Source organism: Saccharopolyspora sp. NPDC002686 (genome assembly GCF_040295745.1).
Classification (GTDB): domain Bacteria; phylum Actinomycetota; class Actinomycetes; order Mycobacteriales; family Pseudonocardiaceae; genus Saccharopolyspora; species Saccharopolyspora oryzae.
In genome coordinates this window covers 1-14,931 of sequence record NZ_JBEOVY010000185.1, presented here as the reverse complement: position 1 = coordinate 14,931, position 14,931 = coordinate 1, and the positions used below count along the sequence as shown (strand labels likewise).

Sequence of the window (14,931 nt, the reverse complement as noted above, 5' to 3'; positions counted from 1 at the left end):
GCTCTGGCCACCATCGCCACTCACGAGTCCTGACCTGCGCAAAGGGCGCCTCCCCGCAATTCGGGGAGACGCCCTCCGCTTCAGGGGAACGCTCGGTCAGGCGACGGCGATGTCCACCGCGTGGACGCCGGGGCCTTCGGTGGTGACGTCGGACTGGCCCTTGCCCTCGCGGTGGAGGGCGCGGACGGTCCAGTCGCCGGGGGCCGCGTAGAAGCGGAAGTCGCCCTCCGCGGAGGACACGACCTCCGCGGTGAACTCGCCGGAGGAGTCCAGGAGGCGGACGAACGCTCCGCCGACCGGCTGGTCTCCAGCTCGCACCTTTCCGGCCACGACGACCTGGTCGGTCTCCTCGGCGACCGCCGTCGCCGACTGCTGCGGGGCTCCGCATCCGCTCATGGTCAACTCTCCTTCGCTCCGGTGGGGAGACTTCAGTTCTTGGCGGCTTCGGCCGGGTTCTCGATCGGGACGCCGACCAGCGAGCCGTACTCGGTCCACGAGCCGTCGTAGTTCTTGACGTTGGTGTTGCCGAGCAGCTCGCGCAGCACGAACCAGGTGTGCGAGGAGCGCTCGCCGATGCGGCAGTAGGCGATGGTGTCCTTCGAGGTGTCCAGACCGGCCTCGCCGTAGATCTCCTTCAGCTCCTCGTCGGACTTGAAGGTGCCGTCCTCGTTCGCGGCCTTGCTCCACGGGACGTTGATCGCCGACGGGATGTGCCCGGCGCGCTGCGCCGACTCCTGCGGCAGGTGCGCCGGGGCGAGCAGCTTGCCCGCGAACTCGTCGGGGGAGCGCACGTCGACCAGGTTCTTGTTGCCGATCGCGTCGACGACCTCGTCGCGGAACGCGCGGATCGAGGTGTCCGGCTCCTGCGCCTGGTAGGTGGTGGCGGCGCGGTTCGGCTCGTCCTTGGTGAGCTCGCGGCCGTCGAGCTCCCACTTCTTGCGGCCGCCGTCGAGCAGCTTGACGTCGCCGTGCCCGTACAGCTTGAAGTACCAGTAGGCGTAGGCGGCGAACCAGTTGTTGTTGCCGCCGTAGAGGATCACGGTGTCGTCGTTGCCGATGCCCTTGGCGGACAGCAGCTTCTGGAAGCCCTCGCGGTCGACGAAGTCCCGGCGCACGTGGTCCTGGAGCTCGTTCTTCCAGTCCAGCTTGACGGCGCCGGGGATGTGGCCGCCGTCGTACGCGGTGGTGTCCTCGTCCACCTCGGCGAACACCACGCCGGCGGTGTTCAGGTTCTGTTCGGCCCACTCGGTGGAAACCAGGACCTCTGCGCGGCTCATCGAGCGACTCCTTCGTTGATCTTCGGTGGTTCAGCGGGTGTCTGAAGTGGACGCTCCGGCAGGCGCCAGGCGCCGGAGCACCAGGTACATCTGGCAACCGAGGCAGTAACCGAACACCGCGTTGAGCAACGCGGCGACCAGGGCGAACGCGTTCGCGACGAGGCCCAAGGTGGTCAACCCGGTCGCGTAACCGACCATGGCGACCAGGGCGAACGCGAATCCGACGCCCTGGGAGAAGCGCACCGGAGCGGGTTCTTCGCGATCGGCCGCCGCGATCGGTTCGAGTCGCGGTTGGACCGCCTGCCGGTACACGAAGCCCCACGGGTTGAGCCGCATCCCGATGAACGCGCACAGTCCGAACAGCACCATCTGGGCGGCCAGCACCCGCCAGCTGGTGGTGATCAGGCCGAGCGCGAGGATCGCGCTGGTCATCGCCGCGGTGAAGCGGACGCCACGCGGATCGAGGGTTGCGGCTGACATGGGGCCTCCTGACTGTGGACTTCGGCTGCCGAGTCCGTCAGGCGGTGGGATACGCGCACCTCTGCCACGGCACGTCCGTGCGAGGGGGTGTGCAGATGCGTACTACCGCCCGGTCAGTGCCCGCAACACAGGCTGCTACCCACGCGGCAAAGGTCAACCGCGCGCCTTCGGGTCAGCAGTACATGCACAGCACGGAGGCTACCGGTTGGACCGATCGGCGGGAAGGCTGTTCACAGGGTGAGACACCTGGGGGTGCAGTTTCAATTGAAACTGCGCGCGCCAGGCACGGCGGAGCACAGTTTCAACTGAAACTGTGAATCTCCAGGCGTAGATCTACAGTTTCAATTGAAACTGCGGGGCTCAGGTGAGGTGGGGTTCGAGGGCCGTGGCGAGGTTGTCGCGGCGGGGGACTCCGCTGATGCGGAAGAGCTCGCGGCCCGCGGCGTCCAGGACGAGGGTGGTCGGGGTGGTGTGGACGCGCAGGGGCGTGGACCACTCCGGGTGGTCGGTCAGGTCGACCTCCACGTGGCGGACGCCCTCGGTGCGCTGGGCGAAGTCGGCCAGCAGGACGCGGGTGTGGCGGCACGGGGCGCAGAAGGTCGTCGACAGCTGCAGCAGCGTCACCTTCGCGTCGTCGTCCGGGGCGTCGGCCAGCCGCTGCTGCAACGCCTCGGGAAGGAGGTCGGTCACGTTCTCCTCGCCGGTCTTCTCGCGGACCTTGCCCTGCCGGGACTGCCACACCGCGCCGATCAGCAGCGCCGCGACCACGGCGATCAGCAGTGCCCAGATGCCCGGGCTCACCCGGTGGTCACCCCGTTGCTGCTGATCGTGACGTTGTCGGCGATGCCCTCGACGACCAGCGCGCCCCGCTCGGCGCGGACCGCGGTGGGCTTGACCTCGAACGGCAGCATGCCCGGGTCGAGCGTGGTGCTGAACTGCTTGAGCACCGACTTCTCGATGATCGACGGCAGCTCGATGGTGCCGAAGTTGCTGTTGCTCAGGTCGAGCTTGCGCGGCTCGATCTGCATCTTGCCGTTGACCAGCGACAGCACCGCGATGACCCGCACCTTGTTGTCGGACCCGGCGATGTTCACGGTGCCGTCGAGCTGCACGACCGCTTTGGTGTGGTCGTCGCCCGCGGCGAGCTGCTCGTCGGCGGCGCTGATGTTGCCGTCGTCGTCGGCCAGCGCGTCCTTGGCGGCCGGGTTGATGGTGAGGTCCTGGATGTCGATCAGCCGGGCCACGTCGGAGGCCTTGAGCTTCACCCGGCCGACCAGCTCGTCCACGGTGAGGTGGTCGGCGGTGCCGGAGATCAGCTCGGAGGCGGACACCTTCGCCCCGTGCAGGTCGGCCTCGATGCCGACCTCGTTGAACGGGCCCACCTGCACCGAGTCGGCGGCCAGCTGCACGTCGCGGTAGTTGCCGGCGATGACCTGGGTGAGGAACGGGAACCCGTTGATCCGCACCTCGGGGTTCTCGCGCAGCTTCAGCTGCTCGGCGACCTTCTGGGACACCTGGCTCTCGGCGATGGCGGCGGCGCCGAAGTCGGCGCCCACCAGCAGGCCCGCGATGATGACGAGGGCGATGACGAGCTTCTTCACCGAGCGATCCGTTCTGGTCGGGGCAGGACTGGTCGGCGGAGCGCTAGCGACCGCCACGATCGGGTGGCCCCACTGTATCGGCCGCCCAGCGGGAAATGCGGTCCACCAGATCCGGGCTGGTCGCGCTTTCGGCGTGCCGCATGCCCGCTTCCAGCCACAATTCGCCGCCACCGGCTTCGCCGAGCGCGACCGCGTCGGCCACCGGGAAGTAGTGGTCCTGATCACCGTGCACGATCAGCTGCGGCACCGGGATGCGCCGGACCAGCTCGATCGGCGAGATCGGCACCTCCTCCCATGGCGGGGCGAGGCGGACGCCCAGCAGTCGTGCGCTCCACCGGCCGTGCGGCTGCTCGAGCAGCCAGTGCACCCGACGCATCGCGGGCGTGTCGCGCACCCACCAGCGGGCCGGGCTGCTCACCGCGATCACCGCGTCCGGCGGCGTGCCCAGCGCGGCCTGGCGCAGGACCACCGAGCCGCCCAGCGAGAAACCGATCGTGACGACCTTGCGGCAGCCGAGCTCGCGCAAGTGCGCGACGGCGGCGTCGATGTCCAGCGCCTCGGCCGGTCCGACGGTGGTCCGGCCGCCGGACCGGCCGTGGCCGCGGAAGTCGATCGCGAGCACCGGGGCACGTCCGGCCAAGCGGTGCAGGATCCGTTGCACGGTGGGCTTGCGGACGTGGTTGGTGAAGCCGTGCCCGATGACGAATCCGAGGTCGGCGGGCAGCCCGGGACCGGGGTGCAGCAGACCGCGCAAAGTGGTCCCGTCGGCGGCGGACAGCTGCACCGAGCGCGGCGGACACACCCCCGTAACAAACGGTCGACTGCTGTTCACAAATGTGATGCGCCCCGTTGGACCTGGGCTTTTCCACTGCATGTCGGTTATTCTCCTTGCCATCCACAGGCAACGACGCCGAGTCATCCGCCACATGCGGGTGGCCCCTGACTGCCCGGTCGTCGGGTGATCGCCTTGGGACGGAGGCCCTCCGGATGAGCTCCGAACTTCTGCTGCTGACCAACGAACCAGATCGCGACGCGGTGTTGCCCGCACTCGCCCTGCTGCCGCACCGCGTCCGCGTGCTGCCGGCGGACCCGGGCGCTGTCCTGTCCGGTGGCGCGCACGACGTGATCCTCGTCGATGCCCGCACCGACCTGGTCGGCGCCCGGGACCTGTGCCGGCTGCTGTCGGCCGGTGACGTGCCGGTGGTCGCGCTGGTCAACGAGGGCGGCCTGGTCACGATCAGCGCCGAGTGGGGTGTCGACGAGATCCTGCTGCCGACCACCGGTCCGGCCGAGATCGACGCCCGGCTGCGCCTGCTCGTCTCGCGCCAGGGCGTGGCCGGCAGCAGCGGCGACGATTCGCTGAGCGTCGGCGACCTCGTGATCGAGGAGGCCACCTACACGGCGCGGCTGAAGGGCCGGGCGCTGGAGCTCACCTACAAGGAGTTCGAGCTGCTCAAGTACCTCGCCCAGCACGCGGGCCGGGTGTTCACCCGGGCTCAGCTGCTGCAGGAGGTGTGGGGCTACGACTTCTTCGGCGGCACCCGCACGGTCGACGTCCACGTCCGGCGGCTGCGCGCGAAGCTCGGCCCGGAGCACGACTCGATGATCGGCACGGTCCGCAACGTGGGCTACAAGTTCGTCCGCCCGAACCGCGGCAACAGCCCGATCGCCGCGGAAACCGCGGAGCAGACCCCCGCCCGCGAGGCCGTCACCACCCGCTGACCGGTGTTCTGACGCAAATTCAATGGAAATCGGATGTCCGATTTCCATTGAATTTGCGGAAGTTCTCCACAGGACCCGGGACTTGTCCACAGGTGTCGGGGTGGCTGAGTTCGTTGCGTTCTTCACGCGTCATCCGCCGGGAAGCTGGGTAACGTCTTTGGCGTGCAGCTGACTTGGCGTAATGGACTGGACAGCAGGGAAGCGGCCGAGGTCATGGGCCTGCTCGACAAGACCGAGGAGGCCGACGGGGTGGCCCCGGTCGGCGAGCACGTGATCCTGCGGTTGAAGGCGCACCGCGACGTCGTCCACCAGATCGAACCGGTGCAGGCCGACGTGCGCTCCGAGCACTTCGTGCTGCGCGACGCGGGCGGCAAGCTCATCGGGTACGCGCACCTGGACACCGAGCACGAGAAGACCTCCGGCCAGCTGACCGCCGAGCTGGCGGTCGACCCCGAGCACCGCCGCAAGGGCGCCGGCACGCGCCTGGTCGAGGCGCTGCTGGAGCGCGCGGAGCTCTCCGCCGAACCCGCCCCGGACCTCGCCAAGCTGCGGATCTGGTCGCACGGCGAGCACCCGGGCGCGGTGCGGCTGTCCGAGCGGTACGGCTTCAGCCGTCCCCGCGAGCTGTGGCGGATGGGCCGGGAGCTGGCCGAGCCGGAGCTGCCGAGGGTCGAGCTGCCGGAGGGCGTGCGGATCCGCACCTTCCGCCCGGACCACGACGAGGCCGCCGTGGTGGCGGTCAACCACCGGGCGTTCTCCTGGCACCCCGAGCAGGGCGACATGACCGAGCAGGACCTGCGGATCAAGGAGCGCGAGGACTGGTTCGACGCGGCCGGTTTCTTCCTGGCCGTGGACGAGCGCGATGAGCTGCTCGGATTCCACTGGACGAAGGTGCACCCGGATGGAACGGGTGAGGTCTACGTCGTCGGGGTGGACCCGGACGCGCAAGGCGGTGGGCTGGGCCGGTCACTCACAGTGGCCGGACTACGACACTTGAGCGACACTGGTTGCCGCCAGGTGATTCTGTACGTGGAGGCGGACAACGCTCCCGCGGTGAAGGTGTACCAGCGATTGGGGTTCGAGAAGTGGGACGTGGACGTGCAGTTCAGTCGCTGACCGTCCCGTGCTCTGCGTCACTGAGATCCATCGGTTTCGTGCCTGTGTTCCCCCGATGGAATGTGGGTCTGCTTACTAAGCGTGCCTTGTTCACCTTTCGTTCACCTGGATGGCGAGGACCGTCCACCCCGACTCCTTAACGTCCCGGGCGAGCGGCGAAGAGCAGGTGCTGACCAGGCTTTGGCCGCACATCCGCAGGTTTTCCCACTGGAGGAACGAAGTGAAGATCAAGCGGCACAGCGCTGCGTTCGCCGTTCTCGCCGCGGGCGCGCTCGTGCTCGCCGGCTGCGGTTCCGACCAGAACACCCCGCAGGGCGGCGGCAACCAGGCCCTGGAGGGGCTGCAGGTCGAGTGCGGCACCAAGCCGGTCTCGGGCGAAGGCTCCTCGGCGCAGAAGAACGCTGTTGACGTCTTCGCTCGCGACTACGGGCTCAAGTGCCAGGGGCAGAACGTCAACTACACCAAGTCCGGTTCCGGCAAGGGTGTCGCTGCCTTCACCGCGGGCCAGATCGACTTCGGCGGCTCCGACTCGCCGCTGAAGGAGGAGAAGGGCGAGGTCGCCAAGGCCGCCGAGCGCTGCAAGGGCAACCCGGCCTGGAACCTGCCGATGGTCTTCGGCCCGGTCGCCGTCGCCTACAACGTGGACGGCGTGAAGGACCTGACCCTCAACGCCGACGTGATCGCCAAGATCTACCAGGGCCAGATCAAGAAGTGGGACGACCCGGCGATCAAGGCGCTGAACCCGAACGCGCAGCTGCCGTCCACCGACATCGTGCCGTTCTTCCGCTCGGACGAGTCGGGCACCACCGAGAACTTCCAGAAGTACCTGGCCACCGCCACCGGCGGCGCGTGGACCGGCGAGGGCAAGAACTTCCAGGGCGGTCCGGGCGTCGGCCAGGGCCGTGAGGGCAGCGACCAGGTCTCGCAGTCGGTCAAGGCCACCCCGGGTGCCATCACCTACGTCGAGTGGTCGTTCGCCAAGAACCTCCAGCTGGGCCAGGCCAAGATCGACAGCGGTGCCGGCCCGGTCGAGCTGACCACCGAGAACGTCGGCAAGGCCATCGACGGCGCCAAGATCGAGGGCGAGGGCCACGACCTGCGCGTCGACCTCAAGTCGATCTACGGCAACAAGGAGGCCGGCGTCTACCCGCTGGTCCTCAACACCTACGAGATCGTCTGCTCCAAGGGCTACGACCCGGAGACCGCGAAGGCGGTCAAGGCGTTCCTGACCGTCGCGGCCAACGCCGACCCGCAGCAGCTGCAGGAGGCCGGTTACGTGCCGCTGCCGGAGGGCTTCAAGACCAAGGTCACCGAGGCCATCAACGCCATCTCCTGAGTAACCCGGGTCGCACCCCGCCCGGGCGAACAACGGGTCGAATCTACGAAGTGAGAGGCTGCAAGCAGCAGTGACCGACTCGACGAGAGCCGATCAGCGCCCCGCGGACACCGGTGCCGGTGCCCCGCGGGGCGCTTCGGCGCCTAGTTCCGGACCGGAGGCTCCCATTTCCGCTCCCGAAATCTCAGCGGGCAAGACGCGCCGCCTCGGCGATCGGGTGTTCTCCTCGATCGCCACCGCCTCCGGTGCTTTCGTGGTCGCCCTGATCGCGGCGATCGCGATCTTCCTGCTGATCCGCGCCGTTCCCGCGTTGCAGGTCAACGAGGTGAACTTCCTGTTCAGCAGGGAGTGGGACACCCGCGATCCGGCGAACCTGAAGTTCGGCATCCTCGACCTGGCCTGGGTGACGGTGGCCAGCTCGCTGGTCGCGCTGATCATCGCGATGCCGCTGTCCTGCGGGATCGCGCTGTTCCTCACCCGCTACGCGCCGCGCAGCCTGGCCCGGCCGTTCGCCTACATCGTCGACCTGCTGGCCGCGGTGCCGTCGGTCGTCTACGGCCTCTGGGGCTTCCTGGTGCTCGGCCCGGTGCTGCGGCCGGTGGCCCTGTGGCTGAACGAGTACCTCGGCTGGATCCCGATCTTCGCCGAGGGCAACGTGCGCCCGATGGGCCTGGGCACCGACATCTTCACCGCGGGGATCGTGCTCGCCGTGATGATCATCCCGACCATCACCGGCGTCACCCGCGAGGTCTTCTCCCGGACCCCGAACCAGCAGGTGGAGGGCGCGCTCGCGCTCGGCGCCACCCAGTGGGAGGTCGTGCGGACCACGGTGTGGCCGTTCGGCCGCAACGGGTTCATCGGCGGCTCGATGCTGGGCCTGGGCCGCGCGCTGGGCGAGACGATGGCGCTGACCATCATCCTCAGCTCCACCACCGCCCCGCCCGGTTACAGCATCTTCGACGCGGGGGCCACCTTCGCCTCCAAGATCGCGCTCGGTTCCGCGGAGTTCAACAACCACATCCAGGTCGGCGCCTACATCTCGGCGGGCCTGGTGCTGTTCATCATCACCTTCGCCGTCAACGCGATCGCGCGTTGGATCGAGAGCCGCAGCGGTAAGGGGAAAGCATGAGGACCGACACCGCTGACGTGGAGCAGCTGGCCACGCCACCGGCGTTCCAGCGGATCAGCTTCGCGCGGAAGTTCAAGAACCACCTGGCCACCACGCTGTTCGCCGCGGCGTTCGTGATCGCGGTGGTCCCGCTGCTCTGGGTGCTGTGGACGCTGCTGGCGCGCGGTCTCAAGCCGGTGCTCAGCGCGGACTGGTGGACGCACTCGTTCAACGGCCTGCTGCCCAACGACTTCGGCGGCGGCATCTACCACGCGCTGGTCGGCACCCTGCTCGAAGGCCTGGTCTGCCTGGTCATCTCGGTGCCGCTGGGCATCATGGTCGGCATCTACCTGGTCGAGTACGGCAAGTCCTCGCGGTTCGCGAAGGTCGCCACCTTCATGGTGGACATCCTCAGCGGTCTGCCGTCCATCGTGGCCGGCCTGTTCATCTACGCGCTGTGGATCACCACCTTCGGCTTCACCCGCAGCGGCTTCGCGGTGGCGCTGGCCCTGCTGCTGCTGATGGTCCCGGTGGTCGTCCGGGTCACCGAGACGATGCTGCTGATCGTGCCGGACGAGCTGCGCGAGGCGGCTTACGCGCTCGGCCTGCCGAAGTGGAAGACGATCATGAAGATCGTGCTCCCGACGGCGCTGTCGGGCATCCTGACCGGTGTGATGCTCGGCCTGGCCCGCGTGCTCGGCGAGACCGCACCGCTGCTGATCCTGGTGGGCTACTCCTCCTCGATCAACTTCAACCTGTTCCAGGGCGAACTGGCGTCGCTGCCGCTGGCCATCTACATGGAGCGCAGCACCGGAACCGTGGCCGGTGACTACCGGATGTGGGGCGCCGCGCTCACCCTCGTGCTCGTCATCATGCTGATCAACCTTGTCGCGTCGCTGCTGTCCAGGCTCTTCGCGATCAAGACGAAGTAGGGACCGAAACATGGCCAAGCGTCTCGACATCAAGGACCTGAACCTGCACTACGGCAAGTTCCACGCCGTGCAGGACGTGACCCTGCAGGTGCCGGCCCGCAGCGTCACCGCGTTCATCGGCCCGTCCGGTTGCGGCAAGTCGACCGTGCTGCGGTCGCTGAACCGGATGCACGAGGTCATCCCCGGTACCCGCGTCGAGGGCAAGGTGATGCTCGACGGCGAGGACATCTACGCCAGCGATGTGGACCCGGTGCAGGTGCGCAAGACCATCGGCATGGTGTTCCAGCGGGCCAACCCGTTCCCGACGATGTCGATCCGCGACAACGTGGTGGCCGGGCTGAAGCTGGCCGGCGAGAAGAACAAGAAGAAGCTCGACGAGGTCGCCGAGCGCGCCCTGCGCGGCGCGAACCTGTGGGAAGAGGTCAAGGACCGGCTGAACAAGCCGGGCGGCGGCCTCTCCGGTGGTCAGCAGCAGCGGCTGTGCATCGCGCGGGCCATCGCGGTGCGCCCGGACGTCCTGCTGATGGACGAGCCGTGCTCGGCGCTGGACCCGATCTCGACGCTGGCGATCGAGGACCTGATCGCGAACCTCAAGCAGGAGTTCACGATCGTCATCGTCACCCACAACATGCAGCAGGCGGCGCGGGTGAGCGACCAGACGGCGTTCTTCAACCTGCGCGCGGTGGGCGAGCCGGGCCAGCTGGTGGAGATCGACGAGACGGGCAAGATCTTCTCCAACCCGACCCAGAAGGCCACCGAGGACTACATCTCCGGCCGCTTCGGCTGATCGACCCGCAACGGAAGGGCACCCCCGACTCCGGTCGGGGGTGCCCTCCGTCGTTCCCGGGGGTCGTCAGGCGGGGACCTTGTCGAGGAAGCCGTGGACCTGGCGGATCTGGGCGTTGTCGTCGAGGACTGCGACGTCGAAGCCGATGATCGGGGCTTCGGCGTCGGCCGGGCCGAGTTCCCAGGTGAAGCGGGCGATGTGGTGGTGGGCGTCGAAGACCTCGCCGGCGCGGAAGGCGAAGTCCGGGAACTGGGCCTGGACCGCCGCGATCGTCGCGTCGATCGCTTCCCGGCCCCGGACGTCGGCCAGCGGGTCGGTGTAGGTGCCTTCCGGGGCGAAGAGGTCGTCGACCATGGCCCGGCGCTTGTCCGCGTCGCGCTCGTTCCAGGTGGCGAGGTAGCGGTCGAGGAGTTCGGCGTTCATCGGATTTCCTCCCGGTTCTGGGGTTTCGATGCGTCCAAGACTGCTGCGCGGACGTCATCGCGTCGATTACCCGGGAGGTAATGGCCGTGCTGGCTACTGTCGTGGTGTGACGACGGTGGAACCTCGCCCGGTGGGCGCACTGCTGCGGCAATGGCGGGAGCGGCGGCGGTTGAGCCAGCTGCAGCTGTCGCTGGACGCCGACATCTCCTCGCGGCACCTCAGCTTCGTCGAGACCGGCCGGTCCAAGCCGACCCGGGAGATGATCCTGCGGCTCAGCGAGCAGCTCGACGTCCCGCTGCGCGAGCGCAACGGTCTGCTGCTGGCCGGCGGGTACGCGCCGGTCTACCCGGCGAGCTCGCTGGACGCGCCCGAGCTCGACGCGGTGCGCACGGCGCTGCGGCAGGTCCTCGCCGGGCACGAGCCGAATCCGGCGCTGGTGGTCGACCGGCACTGGAACCTGGTCGACGGCAACGCCGGGGTCCAGCTCTTCCTCGACGGCGCGGCGCCGGACCTGCTGGCCCCGCCGGTCAACGTGCTGCGCCTGAGCCTGCACCCGGAGGGTGCGGCGCCGAACATCGTCAACCTCGGCGAATGGCGCGCCCACGTCCTAGGCCGACTGCGCCGCCAAGCGGCTGCGACGGGCGATCCGGTGCTGCACGACCTGCACGCCGAACTCCGCGACTACCCGTGCGACCAGCCGGAGTCCGAAGTGGACGTTCCCGGCGCCGGTGACGTCGTGGTGCCGCTGCGATTCTGCCGCGGCGATGAGGTGCTGTCGTTCTTCAGCACCACAACGGTCTTCGGCACCCCGCTCGACATCACGGTCGCGGAACTGGCGATCGAGTCCTTCTTCCCCGCAGACCGGTCCACCAAGGACTACCTCCAGGCGACGGGCCGCGCACGGCCCGGTGCGTAGTACTGGCAGGGCCAGCTACGCCCTTGGTGACCGGCCGGGCGGAGAGCAGACTCGGGCCATGGGCAAAAACGACTTGGGCGACTTCCTGCGGGCCCGCCGCGCGGGACTCACGCCGGACGAGGTCGGTCTGCCGGTCGAGTTCGACACCGGTCGCCGGGTCACCGGTCTGCGGCGCAGCGAGGTCGCGCAGTTGGCCGGGGTGAGCACCGAGTACTACACCCGCCTGGAACAGGGCCGCGCCCGGCAGCCGTCCGAACAGGTGCTGCACGCCCTCTGCGACGCGCTGCGGTTCGACGACATCGAGCGGCGGCACCTGTTCGCCCTCGCGGGCACCGCGGCCGGGCACGAGGACCGGGCCGAGCGCTCGTCGCAGCTGCGTCCGGCGCTGCGGCAGGTGCTGGAGTCGATGGATCTGGCTCCTGCTTTCGTCAGCGACCGGAACCTCACCGTCGTCGGCGGGAACGCGTTGTGGGCGTTGCTGTTCCCCGACGTGGCCGAGCTGCCGCGCCGGGAGCGCAGCATGGCGCGCTGGACGCTGCTGGATCCGCGTGCTCGCCTGGTGTGGTGCGACTGGGAACGCGTCGCCCGCGACTACGTGCACGGGTTGCGGCTGGCTGCCGCCGCCCAGCCGCGGAACCAGCGCATCGCCAACCTGATCGGTGAGCTGATGATGCGCTCCCCCGAGTTCCCGGCGTGGTGGTCGGAACACCGCGTCCAGGAACGCAGCACCGGCCTCAAGCGCCTCCACCACCCCGTCGTCGGTGACCTGGAGCTGCAGTACGAGATCTTCACCTCGGTCGCCGACCCGGGCCAATCGCTCGTCGTCTACAGCGCGCCGACCGGCTCGCCATCCCAGGAGCGCCTGCGACTGCTGGCCAGCTGGGGCAGCGAACCCGCCACCGCGACTCCCCGGGACACCGCCGCCGAGTCCTGACCAGCGCCAACACCACCCAGATAAGGCCCCGCCACACCCGCGGGGTCCATGCCGCCGTGCCCACGCACGCCCCGCGGCCTGACACCCCATCCACGAAAGGACATCCGCAGTGAGCAAGACATTCCTGATCACCGGCGTCAGCACCGGCCTCGGGCTGGCCATCGCCCGACGGGCCCTGGCGGCCGGGCACCGGGTCGCGGGCACCGTGCGCACCGAGCAGCACGCGGCCGCCTTCCGGGCGCTGGACCCCGACCGCGCCCGGCCCTTCATCCTCGACCTGTCCGACGCGGACCGGATCGAGCCCGTGGTGCGGGACGTCGAAGCGGAACTCGGCCCGGTCGAGGTGCTCGTGGCCAACGCCGGCTACGGGCTCGAAGGCACCTTCGAGGAGTCGTCGATGGACGACCTGCGCCGCCAGTTCGAGGTCAACGTGTTCGGCACGGTGGCGACCGTGAAGGCGGTCCTGCCCGGCATGCGGGAACGGCGCGGCGGCCACATCTTCGTCATCACCTCGATGGGCGGGCACACCACCTTCCCCGGACTGGCGTTCTACGAAGGCAGCAAGCACGCCCTGGAAGGCATGACCGACACCCTCGCCCAAGAGGTCACCCAGTTCGGCGTGCGGGTCACCGCCGTGGCCCCCGGCGCGTTCAAGACCGACTGGGCGGGCAGGTCGCTGGTCCGCGCACCGCGCAGCATCGCCGACTACGACGAGCTGTTCGACCCGATCCGGACCCGCCGCCAGGCCCGCGCGGGCCAGGGCATCGGTGACCCCGATCGCGCGGGCGACGCCATCCTCACCCTCCTGGACGCGGAGAAGCCGCCCGTGCACGTCCTGCTCGGCTCGGACGCGCTGCGCCTGGTCGCCGCCGGGCGCCAACGCGTCCAGGACGACATCGACGCCTGGGAGGACCTCAGCCGCTCCACCGACTCAGCCGAAGGCGGAACAACGGTCGCCTGACACCGGGCAGTTCACGGCTTGAAAGGCGCCGCCCGGTCCGGGCGGCGCCTTCTCGCGGTCAGGCGGGGGATTCGTCGGCGATGGCGGAGATGAAGGCGCTGGAGTCCTTCGGGTTGAGGGCCTCGGTACTACGGATGAGGGCGTTCGATCGGGCAGGCGGCCAGTGCAGCGGTAACCCGGCATCCAGCGGCGACCCACTCGAGGAGATCGGAATCGACATAACCGAGCAGCGCCACGATGTCGTCGTACCTGGCCTTCAAAGGCAAATTCCAGACCCTCTCGTGGTGCGCCAGTCTGTTCCTCAGCTCGTGCAACCGGGTGACGGGCTGTTCGATGGTGCTGCGCGCGCGGTCAGGGGCACCGGGGAAGCCGCTGGCGAGGTCGGGCCACAACGTCGTTGCGTAGCGTCTTGCGAGCAAGAACCGCCAGAACCCGAACGGGAGTTCGGTCAGCGTCTGGGCGTTGCTGGCAGCCTTGCCCTTGGCCCGGACGCGCTGGCGTGCTTTGGTGATGTCCCGGCGGGCTCGGTCGTCGAGTTCGCGGGCGGTGTCGTCCAACCAGGATCCGGAACGTCCAGCCGCTGCGCTGCGTGCGGCGAGGCGGTCGGCCAGTACGTTGCGAAGCACCACTTCGAGGTGGCCCAACGTCTCCCAGAGCGCGCCGCTCATCTGGGCATTCCACCTGTACAGGTCGAGTGCCGCTGCAGGATCGCCACCGCAGGCATCCAGATAGCCCTGCATCCGAGGCGTTGCGAAGTGCGACAGCACGATGCCGACCCTGGGCGAGGGAGCGTGCGAGTTGTGATCGAAGCGCACGACGGGGTACCGTAGCGTACGAAGATCCCAGAACGGTCCCTGGTAGTCGCTGACGGTGGCAGGCCATACCGCTGGGGTTACGGCTTGAAAGGCGCCGCCCGGTCCGGGCGGCGCCTTTTTGCGTCCGTGCGGCGGTCAGGCCGGGGATTCGTCGGCGATGGCGGAGATGAAGGCGCTGGAGTCCTTCGGGTTGAGGGCCTTGGTGCAGACCTGCTCGAAGGCCTTCAGGTAGTTCGCCGTGTCCGCGGGCTTGTCCAGGAACCGGGAGTTCGCCGAGTCGCCGAGGTGGACCACCTGCGGGTCGGCCTCGTCGGCGAAGGAGAACACCGCGATCCGGTCGCCCATCAGCGGGTGGCCGCCGATCCGGAACGGCAGCACCTGGATCGTCACGTTGCGCCGGTAGCCCAGCAGCACCAGGTGCTCCAGCTGCTGGCGCATCACGCCGGGGCCGCCGACCGAGCGCCGCAGCTTCTTGGCCCGCTTCGACGGCCGATACCTCAACAGCCACCCGGCGCTGCTGCCC

General features: G+C 68.9%; 19 protein-coding genes. 9 read left to right on the top strand and 10 right to left on the bottom strand.

What is annotated here, in order from left to right; genetic code table 11:
• Positions 1-96: 96 nt before the first annotated feature.
• The 7 genes from ABTZ89_RS23050 to ABTZ89_RS23020 form a co-directional block, all read right to left on the bottom strand.
• On the bottom strand, positions 97-396 hold the full coding sequence (locus ABTZ89_RS23050; RefSeq protein WP_270952220.1) for a DUF1416 domain-containing protein: 300 nt from the start codon (positions 394-396) through the stop codon (positions 97-99).
• Positions 397-428: 32 nt separating this feature from the next.
• Positions 429-1,277 (bottom strand): sulfurtransferase, encoded by an 849-nt coding sequence (locus tag ABTZ89_RS23045; RefSeq protein ID WP_351048055.1) that lies wholly within the window; start codon positions 1,275-1,277, stop codon positions 429-431.
• A 30-nt stretch (positions 1,278-1,307) separates the two neighbouring features.
• Positions 1,308-1,757 carry a DUF4395 domain-containing protein gene (locus ABTZ89_RS23040; RefSeq protein WP_270952224.1) on the bottom strand — a complete coding sequence of 150 codons (450 nt, stop codon included), beginning with the start codon at positions 1,755-1,757 and terminating at the stop codon, positions 1,308-1,310.
• A gap of 113 nt (positions 1,758-1,870) precedes the next feature.
• Entirely contained in the window at positions 1,871-1,945 is a 75-nt protein-coding gene (locus ABTZ89_RS23035) for a putative leader peptide (RefSeq protein WP_350945149.1), read from the bottom strand.
• Positions 1,946-2,117: 172 nt separating this feature from the next.
• Positions 2,118-2,558 carry a TlpA family protein disulfide reductase gene (locus ABTZ89_RS23030; protein WP_270952225.1) on the bottom strand — a complete coding sequence of 147 codons (441 nt, stop codon included), beginning with the start codon at positions 2,556-2,558 and terminating at the stop codon, positions 2,118-2,120.
• Complete coding sequence (locus ABTZ89_RS23025; protein ID WP_351048051.1) at positions 2,555-3,358, bottom strand: LmeA family phospholipid-binding protein; 804 nt, start codon at positions 3,356-3,358, stop codon at positions 2,555-2,557. Before ABTZ89_RS23025 ends, ABTZ89_RS23030 begins: the two co-directional genes overlap by 4 nt.
• Before the next feature lie 43 nt (positions 3,359-3,401).
• Positions 3,402-4,142, bottom strand: a complete 741-nt coding sequence (locus ABTZ89_RS23020; protein WP_351048048.1) for an alpha/beta hydrolase — start codon at positions 4,140-4,142, stop codon at positions 3,402-3,404.
• 203 nt (positions 4,143-4,345) lie between these two features.
• Here ABTZ89_RS23020 and ABTZ89_RS23015 point away from each other — a divergent pair, with 203 nt between their 5' ends.
• The 6 genes from ABTZ89_RS23015 to pstB all read left to right on the top strand — a co-directional run bounded on the left by ABTZ89_RS23015 (position 4,346) and on the right by pstB (position 10,359).
• Entirely contained in the window at positions 4,346-5,080 is a 735-nt protein-coding gene (locus ABTZ89_RS23015; RefSeq protein ID WP_351048045.1) for a winged helix-turn-helix transcriptional regulator, read from the top strand.
• Between the two features lie 162 nt (positions 5,081-5,242).
• A complete protein-coding gene (mshD, locus tag ABTZ89_RS23010; protein ID WP_502949586.1) occupies positions 5,243-6,196 on the top strand; it encodes a mycothiol synthase in 954 nt (317 codons plus the stop codon).
• Between the two features lie 220 nt (positions 6,197-6,416).
• Positions 6,417-7,532, top strand: coding sequence for a phosphate ABC transporter substrate-binding protein PstS (pstS, locus tag ABTZ89_RS23005; RefSeq protein ID WP_270950567.1), 1,116 nt, complete (start codon positions 6,417-6,419; stop codon positions 7,530-7,532).
• A gap of 217 nt (positions 7,533-7,749) precedes the next feature.
• Positions 7,750-8,661: a phosphate ABC transporter permease subunit PstC gene (gene pstC / locus ABTZ89_RS23000; protein WP_270950568.1), complete on the top strand. Its 912-nt coding sequence runs from the start codon at positions 7,750-7,752 to the stop codon at positions 8,659-8,661.
• Positions 8,658-9,572, top strand: a complete 915-nt coding sequence (gene pstA / locus ABTZ89_RS22995; protein ID WP_270950569.1) for a phosphate ABC transporter permease PstA — start codon at positions 8,658-8,660, stop codon at positions 9,570-9,572. Before pstC ends, pstA begins: the two co-directional genes overlap by 4 nt.
• A gap of 10 nt (positions 9,573-9,582) precedes the next feature.
• Positions 9,583-10,359 (top strand): phosphate ABC transporter ATP-binding protein PstB, encoded by a 777-nt coding sequence (pstB, locus tag ABTZ89_RS22990; protein WP_270950570.1) that lies wholly within the window; start codon positions 9,583-9,585, stop codon positions 10,357-10,359.
• Positions 10,360-10,425: 66 nt separating this feature from the next.
• Here pstB and ABTZ89_RS22985 read toward each other — a convergent pair whose 3' ends face one another.
• Positions 10,426-10,782: a nuclear transport factor 2 family protein gene (locus ABTZ89_RS22985; RefSeq protein WP_351048040.1), complete on the bottom strand. Its 357-nt coding sequence runs from the start codon at positions 10,780-10,782 to the stop codon at positions 10,426-10,428.
• A 106-nt stretch (positions 10,783-10,888) separates the two neighbouring features.
• Between ABTZ89_RS22985 and ABTZ89_RS22980 the strand changes: the two genes are divergently transcribed.
• From ABTZ89_RS22980 to ABTZ89_RS22970, 3 genes are all read left to right on the top strand, one after another.
• The gene (locus ABTZ89_RS22980; RefSeq protein ID WP_351048038.1) at positions 10,889-11,698 is read left to right on the top strand and encodes a helix-turn-helix domain-containing protein; all 810 of its coding nucleotides are present in this window, start codon (positions 10,889-10,891) and stop codon (positions 11,696-11,698) included.
• A 58-nt stretch (positions 11,699-11,756) separates the two neighbouring features.
• Positions 11,757-12,632 (top strand): helix-turn-helix transcriptional regulator, encoded by an 876-nt coding sequence (locus ABTZ89_RS22975; RefSeq protein WP_351048035.1) that lies wholly within the window; start codon positions 11,757-11,759, stop codon positions 12,630-12,632.
• Between the two features lie 109 nt (positions 12,633-12,741).
• Entirely contained in the window at positions 12,742-13,593 is an 852-nt protein-coding gene (locus tag ABTZ89_RS22970; RefSeq protein WP_351048032.1) for an oxidoreductase, read from the top strand.
• Positions 13,594-13,721: 128 nt separating this feature from the next.
• On the opposite strand, the gene ABTZ89_RS22965 is transcribed toward ABTZ89_RS22970, so the two are convergent.
• Positions 13,722-14,408 (bottom strand): hypothetical protein, encoded by a 687-nt coding sequence (locus ABTZ89_RS22965; RefSeq protein WP_351048029.1) that lies wholly within the window; start codon positions 14,406-14,408, stop codon positions 13,722-13,724.
• A gap of 135 nt (positions 14,409-14,543) precedes the next feature.
• Positions 14,544-14,931, bottom strand: a 388-nt coding sequence (locus ABTZ89_RS22960; protein ID WP_351048026.1) for a DUF5753 domain-containing protein, incomplete at its 5' end; no start/stop codon positions are given.